This is a genomic window from Oerskovia sp. PE-21s (assembly GCF_056158145.1).
In genome coordinates, this window is record NZ_JBUXJM010000008.1 from 78,825 (window position 1) to 99,044 (window position 20,220).

Genomic DNA, 20,220 nt, shown 5'->3' on the forward strand with positions numbered 1-20,220 from the left:
AGCGTCAGGCGATGAGCGCGTCGATCTCCTCGGCGAGGATGCGCTTGGGCCGTCCTCCCACGATCGACTTCACGAGCTCACCACCGGAGTAGAAGTTGAGCGTGGGGATCGAGATCACGCCGTACGCCGCGGTGATCGCGGGGTTCTCGTCGGAGTCGAGCTTGGCGATCTTGACCTTGCCGGCGTACTCCCCGGCCAGCTCCTCGAGGATCGGTGCGATCTGCAGGCACGGCCCGCACCAGGTGGCCCAGAAGTCCACGATGACGGGGATGTCCGACTCCAGAACCTCGGACTTGAAGGTGTCGTCGGTGACCTTGACGGTGTTGCTCATCGGATCTCCTCCAGTGCGCGGGGCAGCTCGTCGGGGGCGGGGGACTCGGGCGTGCCGGCGATCTCGGGGAGCCCCTCGGCGTCCTCGATCGCGTCGACGAGCTCGGTGAGGTAGCGCTGGGCGTCGAGCGCCGCAGAGCAGCCCGAGCCGGCCGCGGTGATGGCCTGGCGGTACGTGTGGTCGACCGCGTCGCCGCACGCGAACACGCCCTCGAGGTTGGTCGCGGTGGTGCGTCCGACGACCTGGATGTAGCCGTCGTCGTCCAGGTCGATCTGCCCCTTGACGAGCTCGGAGCGGGGGTCGTGCCCGATCGCGACGAACAGGCCGGTCGCGTCGATCGAACGCTCCTCACCCGTGAGGGTGTCGCGCAGCGTGAGCGACTCGACCTTGTTCTCGCCGTGGATCCCGACGACCTCGCTGTTCCAGGCGAACTCGATCTTGGGGTCGGCCTTGGCCCGGTCGGCCATGATCTTCGAGGCGCGGAGCTCGCCACGACGGTGCACCATCGTGACCTTCGACGCGAAGCGGGTCAGGAAGGTGGCCTCCTCGACGGCGGAGTCGCCGCCGCCGACGACCACGATGTGCTGGTCGCGGAAGAAGAAGCCGTCGCACGTCGCGCACCAGGAGACACCGCGGCCGGAGAGTCGCTTCTCGTCCTCCAGGCCCAGCTCGCGGTACGCCGAGCCGGTCGCGAGGATCACTGCGCGAGCCGTGTAGGTCTCACCGTTCCCGGTGACGACCGTCTTGACCGGGCCGTCGAGCCGGAGCTCGATCGCGTCGTCCCACTCGACCTGCGCACCGAAGCGCTCGGCCTGCTTCTGCAGGTTGTCCATGAGCTCGGGGCCCATGATGCCGTCGGGGAACCCAGGGAAGTTCTCGACCTCGGTCGTGTTCATCAGAGCGCCACCCGCGGTGATCGAACCCGCCAGGACCAGGGGCTCGAGGCCCGCGCGCGCGGCGTACACGGCGGCCGTGTACCCGGCGGGGCCCGAACCCACGATGATGACGTTCCGCGGGGCGGTCGTGGGGGTCTGTTCCGTCACGTGTACTCCTCAGTGGTGGGTGGTGCACCGGGTCCAACGCCGAGCGGCGTCGTTCTGTTCCGAGGGCACCGTCGGTCGGTGGGCCGATGGATGGTCGACACCGACGTCGTGGCTGAGCACCCCGAAGGGTGCGGCCACGACGTCAGTAGACCGTGATCTCGTTGAGCTCGACGCGGAACTTGCCGTCACCGTTCGTCGGGAGCTCCGTGATGTACAGGACGAACGTGGTGCCTTCGGTCGCGGGGTCGAGCGCGAGCTCGACGGTGTCCGAGAACGTCCCCGATGCGAGGACGTCGCCACCCGTGGGCGCGTCGTCGGTGACGGCTCGGACCTCGACGCGGCCACCCGTGTTGTTCGTGTCGAGCACGATGCGCTGGACGGTCGCTTCGTCGTCGAGCGTGAACGTGTAGCCCGTCTTGGTCTTGTTGCCGCCGAAGGCCGCCGTGTTGTACGAGTAGGTGTACCAGAACGTCGTCGGGTCGCCGTCGACCGCGAGGGGCACGGACTCGGGCTTCTCGCCGACGTCGTCAGGGTTCGCGACGTCCGGGTCCAGCAGACCGCCTGCGGCGATCGGGAGGGGCTCGGTGTTCACCGGCACCTCGCCGTCGTCGGGGGCCGTCTCGGGGGGCTGGGAGCCGGTCGTGGACGACCCACCCTGAGCCGATCCCGGCGTGAGGACGGCGCCAAAACCACCGAGACCGGACTTCACGCCCCAGACGACGGCGGCGATCACCAGGAGGAGCATGACGGGCATGATGATCCAGGTGCTCTTCACGCTGGTCTTCTTGGCGCTCGTCGTCGCGAAGGGACCGGTCCGCGGTCCGGCCGCGGGGTCGACGGCGGGGCCGTGCCCGGTGGGCTGCGCCGTGACCGGGGCGACCGGCGGGGGCGGTGGGGCCGTCGGGTGAGACCCCGTCGGGGGCTGCTGCTGGTAGGCGACCTGGGTCGGGTAGGCGCCCGTCGTCGGAGCGGACGATGCCGCGTACGCGACGGGGGCGTCGGCGTAGGTGGGCGCGGGGTAGCTGGCACCGTCAGGGAGCGCGGAGGCGCCCGTGAGGGGCACGCGGTGGATCCGCCCGGTCGTGGGCCGGTGGAAGGGGACCGCGGGGGGCGGAGTGCCTGGCGGTGTCGAGAGCGGGACGTCGAACGCGCTCCGGATGGACTGCCGGCTGACCCGGTTCGGCGTGGTCGGGGCGGGCGGCTGGACGAACGTCGGGAGAGCGGCGACGACGGACAGCGCCCCCCAGGGCGCGAGGGCGCTCACCAGGTCGGCCGGCGACGAGGGCGGTGCTGCGAGGCTGTCGAACTCCTGGGTGTCGTCGTTCGTCGACCCGCCACCGTCTGTGCCTGCCCGGGTGTGCGAGGCCTCTGCGTCGGCGAAGACCTTGGTGCACAGGTCCGACAGGTCCGTCGGTGCCCCAGGGACGAGCGTCGACAACGGGAGCACTCCTGCCGCGTCGCGCTGGGCGGGGAGCGGGTGGACCGAGTCAGGACTGATCCAGGGCACGTCGAGGCTGGGTCCCGCCCAGCGTGCCGTCATCGCGTAGTACAGCAGCGCGACGAGGCCGAGGGTGTCGGCTCGCGAGGTCTCGTCGGCGTCGTGCTGGTCCTGTCCGCTGATGCCCGCGTCGAGCCCGAGGCCCGTCACGACGACGCGGTCCCCGTCGACCCGCAGGGCTTCCGGTCGGAGTGCCAGGTGGTGGACGCCGCGCCGGCGGGCGACCTCGAGCGCGGCCGCAGCCTCGCCGACGATGGCGCGCGCCTGCTGGGCGTCGACGATCCCGCCCGCCACGACCTCGGACAGGGTGATCCCGGCGAACGGCTCGGTGATGACGTAGGCGACACCGTCGTCGGTCCCGACGTCGAGCACCCGGGTCAGTCGCGGGTCGGCGACGAGCGCGGCCCGGCGGGCCGAGTCGATGGCCTCTGCGACGTGCTCGCCGGCGAGCAGCGAGACCCGCACGGAACGGTTCAGGACCGAGTCGTGCGCGGACCAGGCGGTGACGTCGACCAGGTCGCTCGCCAGCCGTTCACCCAGCAGGTAGCGGCCCACCAGTGTCGTGCCGGGTCCTGCTGCGGTCACCTGCCCACCTCGAACTTTCTTGCCGTCGACATCTTCCCCCCACATGGTACGGGCGTCCTCTAACTCGTGGTCGGGCGTCGCCGCCCGAGCTTGCGGAGCAACGGGTCGGCGAGCTGATCGAGCTCGCGGACCCGCATGACCTTGAGGCCGCCGATGTACACGGCGGTCATGACGATCCCGACGACTGTAGTGACCACAGCAGCCCGCAGCCACGAGAGTCCGTAGAGGTCTCCGAAGAGCTGGAGGACCCCCCAGCCGATCCCCGCGCTGACCCCGGCCGCGAGGGCGGTCTTGACGTGCATCCGCACGATCCGGAAGGCGTCGAGACCATGGAGCTTGCGTCGAAGTCCCGCGGTCCGCAGCAGGACGGCGACGACGTTGGACAGCGACATCGCCGCCCCGACCCCGACGACCCACCACACGGGGTCGAGCGTGCGGGTCGCGAGCCAGGCGACCCCGACGAGCGCGATCGTCGCCGGCACCTGGATCCAGAAGACCGTCTTGCCGTCCTCGTAGGCGTAGTACACCCACTTCATGAGGACCATCCCACCCAGCGGAACGAGGCCGAAGGCCATGGCGACGAGGATCTGACTGACCGCCACGGCGCTCGAGGGCGTGACGTTGATGAGCAGGAGCTTGGTGATCGGCAGGGCGAGGATCGCGAAGACGGCCGTGGCGAACACCGTGAACACACCCACGGTCCGCACCCCGCGCGAGAGGTCGTGCCGCACCCGGGCGAAGTCGCCCGCGCCCGCGGCGGCGCTCATCCCGGTGAACAGGGCCGTGGCGATCGAGACCGTCACGAGCGAGTGCGGCAACAGGTAGATCATGAGCGCCTGCGTGTAGGCGGCGTTGCCCGCGACGGCGAAGGCCTCGGGGGCGCCCGTGACCACGCCGGTCACGACGCCGTTCGTCAGGGGGTCGCCGTCGTAGGCACCGAAGGTCTCGCGCAGTGCGGCCGCAGGTGCGCTCGAGGCGAACTGGGTCGTGAACAGGACGCCGATCTGCTCGAGCATGACCGCGCCGAACGTCCAGATCGCGACCTGTCCGGCGGAGCGCAGCCCGATGCCGCGCATCCCGAGCCGGAAGTGCCAGCGGAACCCCGCGCGCCACAGGGGCACGAGGAGGATGAGGGCCTGCGACGCGACCCCGAGGGTCGCGGTCCCGGCGAGGACGGCGATCTTGGTGCCGTCCCAGGTGCCGAGGTCGTCGGCCGCGCCCGTGGCGTACGGCCCGTAGATCGCGATGAAGGCACCGAACCCGACGATCGAGACGATGTTGTTGACGACGGGGGCCCACATGAACGGGCCGAACTGGCCACGCGCGTTGAGGACCTGCCCGAGGAGCGTGTACAGACCGTAGAAGAAGAGCTGCGGGGTGCACCAGAACGCGAACGCGACGGCGAGCGAGAACTGCGCGGAGCCCCAGCCGTCGGTGTAGAGGGTCACGATCACCGCGGCACCCGCGGTGAGGATCAGGCTGAGTCCGAGGAGCAGCACCCCGGACAGGGTCAGGAGCTTGTCGAGACGCTCCTGGGGGTTCTTGGAGCGGTAGGCACGGACGATCTGCGGGACGAGGACGGCGTTGAGCACGCCTCCCGCGAGGATCGCGAACAGGACGTTGGGGATCTTGTTGGCGACGTCGAACGCGTCGGCCGCGAGGCCGGTGGTGCCGATCGCGGTGACGAGGAGGACGTTGCGCACGAGTCCGAGGACACGGGAGACCGCGGTGCCCGAGGCCATGAGCGCCGAGCTGCGACCGAGGCTGCTCTTCGGGGTGGTGGCCACGGCGGGCTCGCCGGTCGGCGTCTCGGTCTCGTCAGCGGGTTCGACGGGGGCCATGGCGGCGTCGGGACGGGGGCGTCCTGCCCGCGTGGTCCCGGTAGGTCGGAGGTGCTTCACTCGTCGTGCCCTGTCGAGCGGCCCGACGACGCCGCCACCCCGTGGGCTCCCGGCACACCCGCCGCGGGCGTCATCTCGGCGACGCGGCGCGGCGACCGGCCGCGTCGGATGGTGCGCCAGATGCCGCCGATCATGAGGAGAGCGACGAGCCCGGCGAAGATCGCGGTCCCCGTGTTCTCCCACTCGGCGCGCACCTGGACGACGAACGCCGAGGAGGGCGAGACGACGGCGCCGGAAGGAACCGCGAGAAGCTCGACCTCGACCTCGACGTCACCGCTGCCGATGGCCTGGACGGGAACCTTGAAGGCGACCTCGGCGCCTGCCGGGACGGGCCCGACCGGGAAGGAGACGACCTTCAGGAGACCGCTGTCGGGACGGAGCGCCACCTGGATCGTGACCGGCTGGTCGAGCGTGTTGCGCACCCAGACGGGGATCTTGCCCGACGTGTTGATCAGGGTGACGTCCAGCTCGCGGGGGACGATCGACACGGCGGACCGGATCAGTGCCGCATCCTTCACCGCGGTGTCCACCGCGACGGTCCGGTCGTCGGGAAGCGACCGGTAGGCGACCGCGGTGGGTACGACGAGGGCGGGCTCCGCTTCCTGGGCGATGGCCGCGGGATCGGCGGTGATCGTGGCGAAGTCCGCCGTCTGGGTCCGGGCGCGCTGGAGCTCGTTCATCTGGGAGACCGGCAGCGTTCCCTCGCTCACCGAGGACTCGGGCAGCGGGGAGCGCGCGACGTCCGGGACCGCCGAGCCGAGGAGGTCGTCGACCGGGGCGACGTCGACCCAGGTCGCCTCTGCCAGGGCATCGAGGACGGACGTGAGGGCGTGAGGGTCCGGGTCCCACGAGCGCGGGAGGGCGACGAGCACGTGTCGAGCCTCGGTCGGTCGCTCGGAGGCTGCCACCGCCAGGTCGGCGAGGAGCCGTTGCGTCGCGTCGGCCGTGGACGGGTCGTCGGCGTCGCGCCCGGCACGGGTCGCGTCCTCGACGTCCTGGGTGAGAGCGGCGTCGGCGACCAGCGCGGTCGCGGGGCCTGCGTCGGTCGGGACGGTGGCCAGGCCGTTCGGGGTGTAGTTCACCGAGCTCTCGGGGGCGAGCCCGTCGCCCCGGACGACCACCAGGGGGGAGCCGGACTGGACGGCCGTGCGGACCGTCTGCACGTCGGGGACGTCGTCGGCCGGGTAGACGAGGTCGGTCCGCCACGCGGTATCAGGAATCGCACCGCCCGGCAGCGGGGTCGTGGTGGCGGGCAGGAGCGCGCCGACCCGCGCATAGGCGGCGGGGTCCGGGTCGTAGGGTCGCAGGCCGAAGACCGTGCGGCCGGCGGCACCGTCGCGCACCGCCGCAGCCCATGCCTGCGAGTCGGTGTCCGGCGACGTCTCGGCGGCCGCCAGGAGCGAGGGGTCGAGCGCCCACGCGATCTCGGGGACCTGGGCCGTGGCGGACAGGAGCCTGCCCAGCCGTCGGTCGGCTCCCAGAGCCTCGTCCACGGCGCGGACGTCGACGCTCGACGTGGCGGTCCCGGTCGTGCTCGTCAGGGAGAGAGCGGGGCCGGTGACCGGGGCGATCATGCTGACCCGGACCGGGACGGGGGCCTGCGAGTCGCCCCAGAGGAAGAAGGTGCGCAGGACGTCGAGCCGCTCGCCGCCTTCCTCGACCATGACGGAGAGGGGCCGAGGCCCCCACGTCGAGCCCGGCTCCAGGTTGAGGTCGTCGGCGGCCACCTCGAACGTGACCGTGGCGTCCTCGCCCGGTGCGAGCGGGTCGACGTCCTCGGTGGTCATGCGCCCGGCCGGCTGCTGGGAGACGGGGGCGTCGGCCCAGGCCTCGAGGGCGGACCGGGTGCCGACGGGCCGCCAGCTGACGCCGAGCGTGGCACGGGGAGCCTTGAGCCTGTCCTCGGTGCCGTTGTGGATCCGCACGACGATCGTGAGGGTGTCGCCGGGCTGCACCGTGGTCGGCGACATCGACACGAGCGTCGTCGTGACCGTTCCCTCGTCTGCCTCGTCTCCCTCGTCGGCCGGGGCCGCCGTGGGGTCCGTGTCGGTGGCGAGGGTGCTCGCCTCGACCGACGTGGCCCGGGCCCCCGTCACGACCTCGGCAGGCGTTGCCGCGAGGGCGGCCGAGGGCAGCACGGCGAGCCCTAGGGCGAGCAACGGCGCGAGGAAGGCTCGCACGTGAGAGCGGGCCGACCGTCGGCTCGGGGCGGGTGGCGTCGTGCCGAGGGCGGTGCGGCCGTCGGTCCGGCGGGGGCCGTTTGCTGCCAGACCGTGCGTCGAGGCGCGGGGCGCGCCACCGGAGAAGTGAAAGCTCATGGGTGGTCGGTCGGGTTCCGTGGGTCGTCGGGTGCCGGCCGGCTGGTACGGACGACGGTGCGAGTCACGGTACCCCGGAAGTGGGCGCTCGTGCGTCGCCCTCGCAGGACGTCGTGCGCAACCGCGGCGAGGCGGCGCTCGTTGGGATAGGACAGGCGGTCGGGCAGGTCCTCGAACGGGACCCAGGCGACGTCCTCGGCCTCGCCGTCGGGGTCGCCCTCGACCGTGAGGTGCCCGCCGGTCGCCCGCAGCAGGAAGTGGTGGACGACCTTGTGCACCCGACGGTCCTCACCGGTGAACCAGTAGTCGATGATCCCGAGCGGGGTCTGGACGGCCCCCGTGATCCCCGTCTCCTCGGCGATCTCCCGGACGGCGGCCTCCTCGGGCGTCTCCGCGCCCTCGAGGTGGCCCTTCGGCAGGCACCACTCGAGCCGACCGCCGCGGTTGCGCCGCGCGATGACCGCGGCCCGGAACAGGCCCTCGAACGTGTCGACGACCAGCCCACCTGCGGAGATCTCCTCGACGACGGGCAGCGGAGCGGGTGGGCTGGCGGACGGGGCGGGACCCCGGTGGGTCTCCGGGTCTCTCCGCAGCGCGTGACCACCGGGCGGCGCTGGTACACCGCGATGGTCCGGAGAGTGCGCTGGGGTGGACATGACCCAACATTACCGAGTGTGGAGTCCGCGCTTGATCTGGCACGCTTGGATGTCGTGCCGACTCCTTCCCAGAACTCTCCCGCCCCCGAGCCTGCCGCGCCGCCCGTCGAGGTGTCTCGCGGGGTGCCGACGACGCCCGAACAGCTCGAGCTCCTGCGGCGTGCGCTGGCGGTGCTGACGGAGATGGCGCCCGCGGCGATCGAGCTGGGCGAGATGTTCCGCGCGGCCGGCCACGAGCTGGCGCTCGTCGGCGGCCCGGTCCGTGACGCCTTCCTGGGGCGCGCGAGCAACGACCTCGACTTCGCCACGTCGGCCGACCCGGACCAGACCCAGGCCCTGCTCGCAGCCTGGGGCGACGCGCACTGGGACATCGGCAAGGAGTTCGGCACGATCGGCGCCAAGCGCTTCGCGCCCAAGGGTGCCCCGCGGGGTGTGGCCGAGCTGGTCGTCGAGGTCACCACGTACCGGACCGACGAGTACGACCCGGCGTCGCGCAAGCCGCTCGTCGCGTTCGGCGACACCCTGGTCGGCGACCTGTCGCGGCGCGACTTCACGGTCAACGCCATGGCGGTGCGCGTCCCGGAGATGCTGTTCGTGGACCCGCACGACGGGCTCGCCGACCTCGCGACGGGCGTCCTGCGCACCCCGATCGCCCCGGAGCGCTCGTTCGACGACGACCCGCTGCGCATGATGCGGGCCGCGCGGTTCGCGGCCCAGCTGGGCTTCGAGGTCGAGCCGGCGACGCGTGCCGCGATCGTCGACATGGCGTCGCGCATCGAGATCGTCTCGGCCGAGCGGGTGCGGGACGAGCTGACCAAGCTGCTCCTGTCCGACGACCCGCGCAAGGGGCTCGAGGTCCTCGTCGAGACCGGCCTGGCCGACCACGTCCTGCCCGAGCTCCCTGCCCTGCGTCTCGAGATCGACGAGCACCACCGGCACAAGGACGTCTACCAGCACTCGCTGACCGTGCTCGAGCAGGCGATCGCCCAGGAGACCGGGCCCGACGGCGCGGTGCCGGGTCCGGACCTCGTCCTGCGTCTCGCGTCGCTCCTGCACGACATCGGCAAGCCGGACACGCGGCGGTTCGAGCCGGGCGGCGGTGTCAGCTTCCACCACCACGAGGTCGTGGGCGCCAAGCTCACGGCGAAGCGGCTCAAGGCGCTGCGCTTCGACAAGGACACGGTCAAGCAGGTGTCGCGGCTCGTGGAGCTGCACCTGCGCTTCCACGGGTACGGGGAGGGGGAGTGGACCGACTCCGCCGTGCGCCGCTACGTGACCGACGCGGGACCGCTCCTGGAGCGACTGCACCGCCTGACGCGGGCGGACTCGACCACCCGCAACAAGCGCAAGGCCCAGCGCCTGTCCGACGCGTACACGGACCTCGAGCAGCGCATCGAGCGACTGCGCGGGGAGGAGGAGCTGGCCTCGATCCGGCCCGACCTCGACGGCCAGCAGATCATGGCGACCCTGGGCATCGCGCCGGGGCCGGAGGTGGGACAGGCCTACAAGTTCCTGCTGGAGCTGCGTCTCGACCGCGGGCCGCTCGGTGAGGACGCCGCCCGCGAGGAGCTGCTGACCTGGTGGGCCGCACGCGAGGCGTGACCTGACGCCGAGACGCCGAAGGGCGGGCACCGTCGGTGCCCGCCCTTCGTGCGGGGTCCCCTGCGGGACCGGTCGATCCGTCAGCGGCGCTCGGTCGCCTCGCCCGCCGTCTCGAGGACGGGAGCGTCCTGCGCGAGGGGCGCGACGTCGTCGGACAGGATCGCCGGGGCCTCCACGACCGCCGGCCTGCGCAGCAGGAACGACAGCGCGACCGCGACGAGCATGACCACGGCACCCCAGACGAACGCCGAGGACACTCCGTCGGCGAGGGCGACCTGCGGGCTCGCGCCCTCCGCGGTCCTGGCGACCTCGTGCGACGTCATGACGGCGATGAACAGGGCCGTCCCGGCCGCGCCTGCGAGCTGCTGCACCGTACCGATCATGGCGCTGCCGTGCGAGTACAGCGACGGCTTGAGCGCCGAGAGCGCACCCGTGAACAGCGGCGTGAACACGAAGGCCAGGCCCAGGCTCAGCACGACGTGCGCACCCAGGACGAACCACGGCGACGTCGTCGCGCCGACCGTGGTCAGCGCCGCGAGCGCGACCGCGACCGCGCTGAGCCCCGGCAGGACCAGGGGGCGCGGGCCGAGGCGGTCGTACAGGCGGCCGACGGTCGGGCCCAGCAGTCCCATGATCAGTCCGCCCGGCAGCATCATCAGACCCGTGTAGACCGGGTCGAGCCCCAGCGAGCTCTGCAGGTACAGCGGCAGCAGGATGATCGAGCCGAACAGCGCGATCATCGCGACCGACATGATGCCGAGCGAGACCGTGAATCCGCGCGAGGAGAACACGCGCAGGTCGAGCAGCGCCGCGTCGCGGCGCTGCAGCACGAGCTGGCGCGCGACGAACAGCACGAGGAACACGGGCCCGACGACGAGCGGGATCCACACGGGCACGGCCGGCGTGGCGCGCGCGGCCTCACCCAGGTTGGACAGCCCGAAGACCAGGCCGCCGAAAGCCAGGACGGCGAGGAACAGCGACAGCGGGTCGAGGCGCGTGCGCGTACGGTCGGCCGAGTCCTTGACGTACTTGGCACCGAACACGAGGGCGACGAGGGCGATCGGCAGCACGAGGCCGAAGATCCAACGCCAGGACAGGGTCTCCAGGATCAGGCCGGACAGCGTGGGGCCGAGGGCCGGCGCCGCGGCCATGACGATCGCGACGTTGCCCATGATCCGGCCACGGGCCGACGGCGGGACGAGCGTCATGATCGTCGTCATGAGCAGCGGCATCATGATCGCCGTGCCCGACGCCTGCACGACGCGGGCCCCGAGGAGCCAGCCGAAGCCCGGCGCGAACGCGGCCAGGGCCGTGCCCGCGCTGAACAGCGACATCGCGAGCAGGAACGCCCCGCGCGTCCCGAGACGCTGGAGCAGGAAGCCCGTCGCCGGGATGACGACCGCCATCGTGAGCATGAAGGCCGTGGTCAGCCACTGGCCGGTCGACGCCGTGATGTCCATCTCCTCCATGAGGTGAGGCAGCGCGACGCCCATGGTCGTCTCGTTGAGGATGACGACCGACGCAGAGACGAGGAGGAGCGCGATCACGAGGAAGTTCTCCCGTGACAGCTTCTCCGAGACGGGTAAGGACGGGGCGGTGCTCTGCGGTACCTGCATGGCTCTCCTGTGGGGTCGGTGCGCACGCGCGACGGGGAAGTGCGCAGCGAGGTGGGGGGAGCGTCCATCGGGATGTCGTACGCCCTACGAGAACTACGCTGAACCATCCTCGGATATTCCCCCGGTCCTGACGACTCCTTTTCCGGGCAGGACTCATCGGCGCGACGGCGGGTCGCTGCGGCACCGGGGCCGCGCGGAGGACGAGCGGGTGGGCTACCTCACCCCGCCGTGGGGCGTCCGTCCGGAGCCGCCTCGGGAAGGGGAGCGTCGCCGTCGGGCCCCGCCGCGTGACGCGCCCCGAAGCGGCCGAAGACCAGCGCAGCCCCCGCGTAGGCGACCGCGAGGACCACGAAGACCGGGCGCGAGTACCCCGTGTCCGGCAGCGTGAACGCCGCGAGGGCTGCCGCGCCCACGAACGCCGCGTTGTACAGGACGTCGTAGAACGCGAAGGCCCTCCCGCGGAAGGCGTCGGCCGTGTCGCGCTGCACGATCGTGTCCACCGCGATCTTCGTCGCCTGCGCAGCGAGGCCCAGCAGCAGGGCGCCCGCGAACACGACCGTGCGCGACGGCGTCGTGGCCAGCAGGAGCTGGCTCATCGCGGCCAGACCCAGCATGAGCGCGATCCACAGGTGCGGACCCGTGTACCGCGACAACGTCGGGGTCAGCACGACGGCGAGCGCGCCACCGACCCCCGTGAGGCCCACGACCGTCGCGAACGTCGCCAGGCCCGCGTTCGTGTTGCCCGGGTCGGAGAGCAGGTTGCGCGAGATGAGGATCGACGCGATGAACGTGACCCCGTACAGGAACCGGTGCGTCGCCATGACCACGAGGGCCTGGCCCGGCGTGCGGCGCGCGACGAGATAGCGGGCGCCGTCCGCGAGGCCGCGCGCGACCTTCGCGATCTCCGTCGTGATCGCCGCCTCCGCGGGCCGGTCCGGCCCCAGCAGCCCGCGCGACATGCGCAGCGCCAGCAACGACGCCGCCCCGAACACGAGGGCCGCGCACACGAGCGCGACCGAGTCCTTCTGGCGCCCCGGCTCGAACGTCAGGCTCAGCAGGAAGCCGATGCCACCGCCCACGAACGCCGCCGCGGCGCCCAGCGTGGGGGTCAGGGAGTTCGCGGTCAGCAGCAGCGGGCCGTCGACCACGCGCGGCAGCCCCGCGGACAGGCCCGCGAGCAGGAAGCGGTTGACCGAGAGCGTCGCGAGCGCCAGCACGTAGATCCACGGCGTCACGCCCGTGGTCAGCATGAGCACCGCGGTCGCGGCCGTCAGGACCACGCGCACCGCGTTGCCCCACACCAGGACCTGGCGGCGGCTCCAACGGTCCAGGAAGACCCCCGCGAACGGACCCACGATCGTGAACGGGGCCAGCATCACCGCGAACGCCGCGGCGATCGAGCCCGCCGTCCCCTGGGACTCCGGGGAGAAGAAGAGGAGCGACGCCAGCCCGACCTGGAACATCCCGTCGCCCGCCTGGCTGACCAGCCGGACCGCGAAGAGCTTCCTGAAGTCGCGCAGCCGAAGCAGGACACCGAGTTCCGAGATCACACCCACCGGTTCAGGGTATGCGGTGGTGAGAGCGATCCCCGCCCCAGGACGGCCCGACGGCGGCGCGCGCCCCGGATCGGGGGGCGTACCGGTGTGCCGGGGTGGGGTGTGCACGGGGTGGCGGGGCCGGTCCTGTCGGCGAGACGGGTGGTTGGGTCCGAGACGGGTCTCCGGGCCACGGTCCGCACGACCCGTCTCGTGCGGAAGCACCCATCTCGTCCGAACCCCGCCCCCCGGGGTCGGCCGGTGCCCAGGGGGCGACGCCGTCGGGCATGCGAAGAGGGTCCGGGACCCTCAGGTCCCGGACCCTCCTCATGAGCCGTCAGGTCAGCGCAACTACTTACGGTCGCGCTGGTCCTGCGCTCGCGAGCTCGCTACGGGTCAGCGCAGGTACTTACGGTCGCGCTGGTCCTGCGCTCGCGAGCTCGCTACGGGTCAGCGCAGGTACTTACGGTCGCGCTGGTCCTGCGCTCGCGAGCTCGCTACGGATCAGCGCTCGTTCTCGCCGGAGATGAAGGCCTCCAGAGCCGCACGGCCCTTCGTGTCCTCCATCTGGACCGGCGGGGACTTCATGAAGTACGTCGAGGCCGAGAGGATCGGGCCACCGACGCCGCGGTCCTTGGCGATCTTCGCGGCGCGCACGGCGTCGATGATGATGCCCGCCGAGTTGGGGGAGTCCCAGACCTCGAGCTTGTACTCCAGGTTCAGGGGCACCTCGCCGAACGCGCGGCCCTCGAGGCGGACGTACGCCCACTTGCGGTCGTCGAGCCACGCGACGTAGTCCGACGGGCCGATGTGGACGTTGCGGTCCTCGGTCTTGCCACCGAGGGGACCCTCGAGGTTCGACGTCACGGCCTGCGTCTTCGAGATCTTCTTGGACTCGAGGCGCGTGCGCTCGAGCATGTTCTTGAAGTCCATGTTGCCGCCGACGTTCAGCTGGTACGTGCGGTCCAGCACGACGCCGCGGTCCTCGAAGAGCTTCGCGAGCACGCGGTGCGTGATGGTCGCGCCGACCTGCGACTTGATGTCGTCGCCGACGATCGGGACACCGGCGGCCTCGAACTTCGCGGCCCACTCGGGGTCGGAGGCGATGAAGACCGGCAGAGCGTTGACGAACGCGACACCCGCGTCGATCGCGCACTGCGCGTAGTACTTCGCGGCGATCTCCGAACCGACCGGCAGGTAGCAGACGAGCACGTCAGCGCCCGACTCCTTGAGCGCGGCGACGATGTCGACCGGCTCGGCGTCCGACTCCTCGATGGTCTCGCGGTAGTACTTGCCGAGGCCGTCGTTCGTCACACCACGCTGGACGGTGACGCCCAGCGGCGGCACGTCGGCGATCTTGATGGTGTTGTTCTCCGAGGCGTTGATGGCCTCCGAGAGGTCGAAGCCGACCTTCTTGGCGTCGACGTCGAAAGCGGCGACGAACTCCAGGTCGGACACGTGGTAGTCACCGAACTGCACGTGCATCAGTCCGGGCACGGTGCTGCTCGGGTCAGCGTCGCGGTAGTAGTGCACGCCCTGGACCAGGGAAGATGCGCAGTTTCCGACGCCAACGATGGCGACGCGGATGGAGGACATCCTCGCTCCTTGCTGTCAGTGCCGGAGGCGCTGCGCGCCGACGGCTTCGTAGTTAGTGGTTGTCTTGCCCGTGACGGTTCTCGGGGCCGCTCGACGGCCGGGTGCGACGACGGTCGCGCTCGGTCGTGATCAGTCCGTCGAGCCAGCGAACCTCACGTTCGACCTGTTCCAGGCCGTGACGCTGCAGCTCAAGGGTGTATTCGTCCAGGCGCTCGCGAGTGCGGGCGGCGGACTCCTTGACCGACTCCAACCTCTCGGTGAGCCGGCTGCGCCGACCCTCGAGGATGCGGAGACGGGTCTCGGCGTCGGTCTGCGCGAAGAACGCGAACCGGACGTCGAAGCTCTCGTCCTCCCAGGCTGCCGGACCCGAGGTCGCGAGGACCGTCTGGAGACGCTCCTTGCCCTCGGCCGTGAGCTGGTACACGATGCGTGCCCGCTTGCCGGACAGCGCGTGGGGAGGGGTGGTGGGTGACTCGGTGCCGACGATGTGGCCGTGCGCGACCATCGCCTTGAGCGCCGGGTAGAGGGAACCGTAGGAGAAGGCGCGGAACGAACCGAGCAGCAGGTTGAGCCGCTTGCGGAGCTCGTACCCGTGCAGCGGCGACTCGTTCAGGAGGCCGAGGATGGCGGTCTCCAGCACGTCGGAACGGCTGCGTGCCATGGCACCTCCTCCTCGGTCAGGCTGTCACCGCGGAGGGCGGATCGGGCTGCGTCATCTCCTCGATGTATCGAGTCGATACATCGACAGGCTAGGTGCAATCGGACCGCTGCGCAATGCGTCGGTGCATAGAGGCGTGTGTGACCGGTGCGTCCGGCCAGATGTGAAGGACTGGCGGAACTGCCGCGTGGCTGTGGCGAAACAATGCGATTCGTGCTGGCGAGGCCCTTGTCCTCACGGGGTGACGGCCTATTGTTCAGGGTGGTCCGATGCATGTCCCGCGTCCCCCGTCGTCCTCTCCTTGGGCGAAGCGCGGTCCGGTCCGGACCTGAAGTGACCCCCAGAGGAAGGTGAACCGTGGCGAGCTCCGCGAGGCAGACGAAGGGCACGGCGCGCACCGCCAGCACAGCGCGGACGGGCACCACGGCGCGCAAGCGTCGCTTCTTCAACTACCCCCGATCCCACGTCAAGAGCTTCCGTCGCTGGCTCCCGTCGTGGCGCGTGCTGCTCGGGACCTTCCTGACCGGCGTCGCGCTGGTCGCCGGCATCGTCATCGCCGCCTACGCCACCACGACGGTCCCCGAGGAAGCCGCCTACGCGAAGCAGCAGAAGACGACCGTCTACTACGCCGACGGCGTGACCGAGATCGGGACGTTCCAGGTCGAGAACCGCGTGATCGTCCCGTTCGACAGCCTGCCCGAGTACGTCGGGAACGCGGTCGTCGCGTCCGAGGACGCGACGTTCTGGGAGAACTCCGGGGTCGACATCAAGGGCATGGCCCGCGCCGCGCTGAACAACGTCACCGGGGGTCCGCGCCAGGGCGCGTCGACGATCACGCAGCAGTACGCGGAGCGCTACTACTCCGACGAGACCATCTCGAGCTACGCGGGCAAGTTCCGCGAGGCGATGCTCGCCCTGCGTCTGACGCAGAATGAGGACAAGAAGGAGATCCTCGGGAACTACCTGAACACGATCTACTTCGGTCGTGGCGCGCACGGCATCGAGGCCGCGGCGCAGGCCTACTTCGGCGTGCCGGCTGCCAACCTCACCCTCTCGCAGGCCGCGCTCATCTCGGCCGTCATCCCGAGCCCGAACAACTACGACCCCGCGGTCAACCCCGAGACCGCGGAGGCCAAGTGGAACCGCGTGATCCGGCGCATGGGTGAGCAGGGACTGATCACGCCGGAGGAGAAGGCCGCTGCCGCCTTTCCGGTCGACACTCTCCTGCCGAAGGCCACGGCCACCAACACGAAGGGCGGCCAGGCGGGCTACCTCCTGGACATGGTCCAGGACGAGTGGGCCAGCTCGGGCCGCGACGCCGAGGACCTGTTCACCAAGGGCTACACGATCGTCACGACGATCGACAAGGCCATGCAGGACCTGGCCGTCGCGACCGCCGAGGGCACGATCCCGCGGGACGGCGAGCACCCGGCCAACGCGGGGCTGAGCCCGTCGATCGTCTCGATCGACTCGGCCGACGGTGCGGTCAAGGCCATCTACGGCGGGCCGGACTTCGTGACGAAGCCGTTCAACTCCGCGACGGACGGCATCGCGCAGGCCGGATCGACCTTCAAGCCGTTCACGCTCGTCGCCGCGCTCGAGCAGGGGATCGACCTGTCGGCGAGGTACGACGGCAACAACGACGTCGAGGTGCCCGGGTTCTACGAGAAGGGCAAGGGGGTCAAGAACTTCGACAACGGCACGTTCGGTGAGGTCGACCTCGTCAAGGCCACCGCGAACTCGATCAACTCGGTCTACGCGGCGCTCAACATGGAGGTCGGCCCCGAGGCCACGGTCGAAGCGGCCGTCAAGGCCGGGATCCCGGCCGACACCATGGACCTCAAGCCCGTCCCGTCGAACGTGCTCGGTACGGCGTCGGTCCACCCGATCGACCTCGCGCACGCCTACGCGACGTTCGCGGCGCAGGGCTTCGAGTCGACCCCGCACGTCGTGCAGTCCGTCAAGCTGCTCAGCAGCGGCGCCGAGATCTGGGAGCCCGCGGGCCGCAACGAGCGCGTCTTCGAGCCGGACACCATGGCAGCCGCGACCTACGCCATGACGCAGGTCGTCGAGGCCAAGGGCGCCTCGGGTGCGCCGGCCAAGGCGCTCAAGCGACCGGTGGCGGGCAAGACCGGAACGTCGAACGACAACAAGTCGGCCTGGTTCACCGGGTACATCCCCCAGCTCGCGACCATCGTCGGCCTCTACCAGACCAACCCCGAGACGCAGGCACAGGAGCAGATCGAGCCCTTCGGCGAGTACTACCGCAAGTCCATCACGGGTGGAACCTGGCCCGTGGACGCCTGGACGCAGTACATGGAGGGCGTCATCGCGCTCCCGCAGTACGCCGAGGTGCAGGAGTTCCCGCAGTACACGCCCAAGAAGCCGGTCCCGACCGAGACGCCGAGCGAGGTCCCCACGGAGATCCCGCCGGTCGACGAGCCCGAAGAGCCCGAGCAGCCTGAGACCCAGACAGCCATCCCGACCGACCTGGTCGGCAGGTCGAAGGCCGATGCCCGGGCGGCACTCGAGGCGCTGGGCTTCCGCGTGGCATTCACCGAGGAGTACTCGGCGGACGTCGCGAAGGACGTCGTCATCCGCGTGGGCAGCGCGGGGCAGCCCGCCGCGCCGGGGACGACCGTGGCGGTCGTCGTCTCGAAGGGGCAGGACCCGAACAACCTGCCGACCAACGAGGTCGTCGTGCCCGAGGTGACCGGCCAGGCGCAAGGCGCTGCCGAGGCGGTGATCCGACGTGCCAACCTGGTCTCCACCGTGCGCGAGGAGGAGAGCCAGCTGCCCAAGGGGCAGGTGATCCGGGTGGAGCCGGGAGCCGGCCAGAAGGTCCCACCGGGCAGCACGGTCACCCTCGTCGTCTCCAAGGGACCGCCCCAGGGGTAGCACCCAGATTTCCCGACCCCGGCCCTGACCGGGTACCTTGGGAACTTGCTGTGTCTCGATCCGTGCTGCCATCAGTGCGGGGACGGCGCAGCGACGCACAACCCTCCTGTCACGGAGAGACCGTGACCGCTGAGTCCGCAGGAGGTGGGTTAACCGCATGCGTCAGTACGAATTGATGATCATCCTCGACCCCGAGATCGAGGAGCGCACCGTTGCTCCGTCGCTCGACAAGTACCTGACGGTCATCAAGACCGACGGTGGCACTGTCGACAAGGTGGACATCTGGGGCCGTCGCCGCCTGTCCTTCGAGATCAACAAGAAGTCCGAGGGCATCTACGCCGTCGTCGACTTCACCTCGACGTCGGACACGGCCAAGGAGCTGGACCGTCAGCTCGGCCTCAACGAGGTCGTCCTGCGCACGAAGGTCCTGCGCACCGACGCTCGCTGATCACCCGCACTTTCTGACTTCCCTCGCGCCGTCCCGGTGCTCTGCGCGTCCTCGTGGGCGCCGTCAGTGGCACGTGGTGGGATGTGCGCGGACGGGGGTCATCCCCTTCGAAGTTTCTTCGATACGCAACGAACAATGAGGAGCTGGCATGGCTGGTGAAACCGTCATCACGGTGGTCGGAAACCTGACCGGGGACCCGGAGCTTCGCTTCACCCCCGCAGGGGCTGCCGTCGCCAACTTCACCGTGGCGTCCACGCCGCGCACCTTCGACCGCCAGAGCAACGAGTGGAAGGACGGCGACACGCTGTTCATGCGCTGCTCGATCTGGCGCGAGGCCGCGGAGAACGTCGCCGAGTCCTTGACCAAGGGCATGCGCGTGGTTGTTCAGGGCCGTCTGGTCCAGCGTTCGTACGAGACCCGCGAGGGGGAGAAGCGCACGGTCGTCGAGCTGCAGGTGGAGGAGATCGGTCCTTCCCTGAAGTACGCCTCCGCGAAGGTCACCCGGGCCCAGCGCTCGGGTGGCGGCAACTTCGGTGGCGGCGGCGGTTTCGGCGGCGGCGGCGCTTCGAGCGGCGGTGGTTTCAGCGCTTCCGGCGGTGGCCAGCAGAACAACGACGACCCGTGGGCCACGGCTGGCCCCGCGTCGTCGGGTGGGTCCTCGTTCTCGGACGAGCCCCCCTTCTAGTCACCGCTCACCCCAGACAAAACCCTTCCCGGCAGGGCAGGTGCCCGACGACGGCACCCACCCCGGCCGGGGATAGCACCTTGTGAAGGAGCAACACCATGGCGAAGCCAGTGGTGCGCAAGCCCAAGAAGAAGTCCAACCCCCTGAAGTCGGCGAAGATCGAGTCGGTCGACTACAAGGACACGACCCTGCTGCGGAAGTTCATCTCCGACCGCGGGAAGATCCGTGCCCGTCGCGTGACCGGCGTCTCCGTCCAGGAGCAGCGTCAGATCGCACGTGCCGTCAAGAACGCTCGCGAGATGGCGCTCCTGCCGTACTCGTCGTCCGCACGCTGATCGAGAGGGGATAGAACATGGCAAAGCTCATTCTGACCCACGAGGTCACCGGCCTGGGCGAGCCCGGCGACGTGGTCGAGGTCAAGGACGGGTACGCCCGTAACTTCCTCGTGCCCCGTGGCCTGGCGACCGGATGGTCCAAGGGTGCCGAGTCGCAGATCTCTGCGATCCGCAAGGCTCGCAAGGCTCGCGAGATCGCGACGCTCGACGAGGCCAAGGCGACCCGCGACTCGCTGCAGTCGAAGCCTGTCGTCGTGCAGGCCAAGGCGGGCCAGGGCGGCCGTCTGTTCGGTGCCGTCACCACCGGTGACATCGCCGAGGCCGTGAAGGCTGCCGGCGGCCCGTCCGTCGACAAGCGCAAGATCGAGATCGGCCAGCCGATCAAGTCGACCGGTTCGTACACGGTCACCATCCGCCTGCACGCCGAGGTCTCGGCGAACATCGCGGTCAACGTGGTGGCTGCCTGATCGACTGATCGCCCCTGTCCCGTGAGGGATGGATGGATCGGAGATCTC

At 70.5% G+C, this 20,220-nt stretch carries 16 protein-coding genes; 6 read left to right on the forward strand and 10 right to left on the reverse strand.

The features are described 5' to 3' along the window. Nucleotides 1-4: 4 nt before the first annotated feature. The 6 genes from trxA to ACZDYF_RS15555 form a co-directional block, all read right to left on the reverse strand. Nucleotides 5-331 (reverse strand): thioredoxin, encoded by a 327-nt coding sequence (gene trxA / locus ACZDYF_RS15530; RefSeq protein ID WP_191791229.1) that lies wholly within the window; start codon nucleotides 329-331, stop codon nucleotides 5-7. Then, nucleotides 328-1,374, reverse strand: coding sequence for a thioredoxin-disulfide reductase (gene trxB / locus ACZDYF_RS15535; RefSeq protein WP_191791228.1), 1,047 nt, complete (start codon nucleotides 1,372-1,374; stop codon nucleotides 328-330). Before trxB ends, trxA begins: the two co-directional genes overlap by 4 nt. Nucleotides 1,375-1,516: 142 nt before the next feature. Continuing rightward, nucleotides 1,517-3,457 carry a protein kinase family protein gene (locus ACZDYF_RS15540; protein ID WP_475059007.1) on the reverse strand — a complete coding sequence of 647 codons (1,941 nt, stop codon included), beginning with the start codon at nucleotides 3,455-3,457 and terminating at the stop codon, nucleotides 1,517-1,519. A gap of 59 nt (nucleotides 3,458-3,516) precedes the next feature. Beyond that, the gene (gene murJ / locus ACZDYF_RS15545) at nucleotides 3,517-5,244 is read right to left on the reverse strand and encodes a murein biosynthesis integral membrane protein MurJ (protein ID WP_377535648.1); all 1,728 of its coding nucleotides are present in this window, start codon (nucleotides 5,242-5,244) and stop codon (nucleotides 3,517-3,519) included. A 110-nt stretch (nucleotides 5,245-5,354) separates the two neighbouring features. Beyond that, entirely contained in the window at nucleotides 5,355-7,538 is a 2,184-nt protein-coding gene (locus ACZDYF_RS15550) for a DUF6049 family protein (RefSeq protein WP_475059011.1), read from the reverse strand. Nucleotides 7,539-7,672: 134 nt separating this feature from the next. After that, nucleotides 7,673-8,332: an NUDIX hydrolase gene (locus tag ACZDYF_RS15555; protein ID WP_191791224.1), complete on the reverse strand. Its 660-nt coding sequence runs from the start codon at nucleotides 8,330-8,332 to the stop codon at nucleotides 7,673-7,675. A 123-nt stretch (nucleotides 8,333-8,455) separates the two neighbouring features. Between ACZDYF_RS15555 and ACZDYF_RS15560 the strand changes: the two genes are divergently transcribed. Next, nucleotides 8,456-9,934: a CCA tRNA nucleotidyltransferase gene (locus ACZDYF_RS15560; protein WP_475059407.1), complete on the forward strand. Its 1,479-nt coding sequence runs from the start codon at nucleotides 8,456-8,458 to the stop codon at nucleotides 9,932-9,934. Nucleotides 9,935-10,014: 80 nt separating this feature from the next. Here ACZDYF_RS15560 and ACZDYF_RS15565 read toward each other — a convergent pair whose 3' ends face one another. The 4 genes from ACZDYF_RS15565 to ACZDYF_RS15580 form a co-directional block, all read right to left on the reverse strand. Beyond that, nucleotides 10,015-11,550, reverse strand: coding sequence for an MDR family MFS transporter (locus ACZDYF_RS15565; protein WP_475059015.1), 1,536 nt, complete (start codon nucleotides 11,548-11,550; stop codon nucleotides 10,015-10,017). 218 nt (nucleotides 11,551-11,768) lie between these two features. Beyond that, nucleotides 11,769-13,106, reverse strand: coding sequence for an MFS transporter (locus ACZDYF_RS15570; protein ID WP_475059018.1), 1,338 nt, complete (start codon nucleotides 13,104-13,106; stop codon nucleotides 11,769-11,771). A gap of 483 nt (nucleotides 13,107-13,589) precedes the next feature. Beyond that, complete coding sequence (locus ACZDYF_RS15575) at nucleotides 13,590-14,681, reverse strand: inositol-3-phosphate synthase (protein WP_191791221.1); 1,092 nt, start codon at nucleotides 14,679-14,681, stop codon at nucleotides 13,590-13,592. Between the two features lie 52 nt (nucleotides 14,682-14,733). Further along, entirely contained in the window at nucleotides 14,734-15,342 is a 609-nt protein-coding gene (locus ACZDYF_RS15580) for a PadR family transcriptional regulator (protein ID WP_191791220.1), read from the reverse strand. 354 nt (nucleotides 15,343-15,696) lie between these two features. Here ACZDYF_RS15580 and ACZDYF_RS15585 point away from each other — a divergent pair, with 354 nt between their 5' ends. From ACZDYF_RS15585 to rplI, 5 genes are all read left to right on the forward strand, one after another. Further along, on the forward strand, nucleotides 15,697-18,237 hold the full coding sequence (locus ACZDYF_RS15585; protein ID WP_475059022.1) for a transglycosylase domain-containing protein: 2,541 nt from the start codon (nucleotides 15,697-15,699) through the stop codon (nucleotides 18,235-18,237). A 157-nt stretch (nucleotides 18,238-18,394) separates the two neighbouring features. Continuing rightward, a complete protein-coding gene (gene rpsF, locus ACZDYF_RS15590; protein WP_030152648.1) occupies nucleotides 18,395-18,685 on the forward strand; it encodes a 30S ribosomal protein S6 in 291 nt (96 codons plus the stop codon). Nucleotides 18,686-18,833: 148 nt separating this feature from the next. Next, entirely contained in the window at nucleotides 18,834-19,370 is a 537-nt protein-coding gene (locus tag ACZDYF_RS15595; RefSeq protein ID WP_191791218.1) for a single-stranded DNA-binding protein, read from the forward strand. A 98-nt stretch (nucleotides 19,371-19,468) separates the two neighbouring features. Next, nucleotides 19,469-19,705 (forward strand): 30S ribosomal protein S18, encoded by a 237-nt coding sequence (rpsR, locus tag ACZDYF_RS15600; protein ID WP_030152654.1) that lies wholly within the window; start codon nucleotides 19,469-19,471, stop codon nucleotides 19,703-19,705. A 17-nt stretch (nucleotides 19,706-19,722) separates the two neighbouring features. Continuing rightward, entirely contained in the window at nucleotides 19,723-20,172 is a 450-nt protein-coding gene (gene rplI, locus ACZDYF_RS15605) for a 50S ribosomal protein L9 (RefSeq protein WP_138827012.1), read from the forward strand. Nucleotides 20,173-20,220 lie beyond the last annotated feature (48 nt).